Genomic DNA, 429 nt, shown 5'->3' with positions numbered 1-429 from the left:
GCTTTGAAGCGGTCCTTGCGAGTGCCGCAGAACAGAAATAGTGCACGACTGTATGGATTCAATTCATACTGGTCACTGACGACGCCCGCAAGGCCATCGATTCCACGGCGCAGGTCTGTTTTGCCGCAGATCAGGTAAATTCCACTAAGCTTGCGCAGGTCAATGAGCATCGCTAAACACCGCCTTCAAAACAGCATCCAGGATGTAGCTGTTAACGCGGTTGTAAACAATCATGGTTTTGTTATCGTCAATCTTAATCTGAAAGGCCTTAGTTGCTGGCCCCGGTTGCGGCCGCTGCGTACCGTCCAACTTGATACGAACAATCTCGGGTTGATCTTCGTCCATATAAATACCTCACCATTCTTATGATGAGGTCATGATACCGCTTGGCAATTGAGAGGGATAGGCGGTCTGTTATTAGGTGCTTAC

General features: G+C 49.0%; 2 protein-coding genes. Both read right to left on the bottom strand.

All coding sequences use genetic code 11. The features are described from left to right. Positions 1-170, bottom strand: a 170-nt coding sequence (gene tnpB / locus FD01_RS16980; RefSeq protein ID WP_082611877.1) for an IS66 family insertion sequence element accessory protein TnpB, incomplete at its 3' end; no start/stop codon positions are given. Further along, positions 160-345, bottom strand: a complete 186-nt coding sequence (locus FD01_RS11425; protein ID WP_056964394.1) for a hypothetical protein — start codon at positions 343-345, stop codon at positions 160-162. The genes tnpB and FD01_RS11425, both read right to left, overlap by 11 nt. Positions 346-429: the final 84 nt, after the last annotated feature.

The sequence above is a fragment of the Lacticaseibacillus manihotivorans DSM 13343 = JCM 12514 genome (assembly GCF_001435035.1).
Taxonomy (GTDB): domain Bacteria; phylum Bacillota; class Bacilli; order Lactobacillales; family Lactobacillaceae; genus Lacticaseibacillus; species Lacticaseibacillus manihotivorans.
This window is presented reverse-complemented; position numbering and strand designations above follow the sequence as displayed.

Coding starts and splice junctions, on each gene's coding strand:
- FD01_RS11425 (WP_056964394.1), bottom strand. CDS start 345: ATGGACGAAGATCAACCCGAGATTGTTCGTATCAAGTTGGACGGTACG.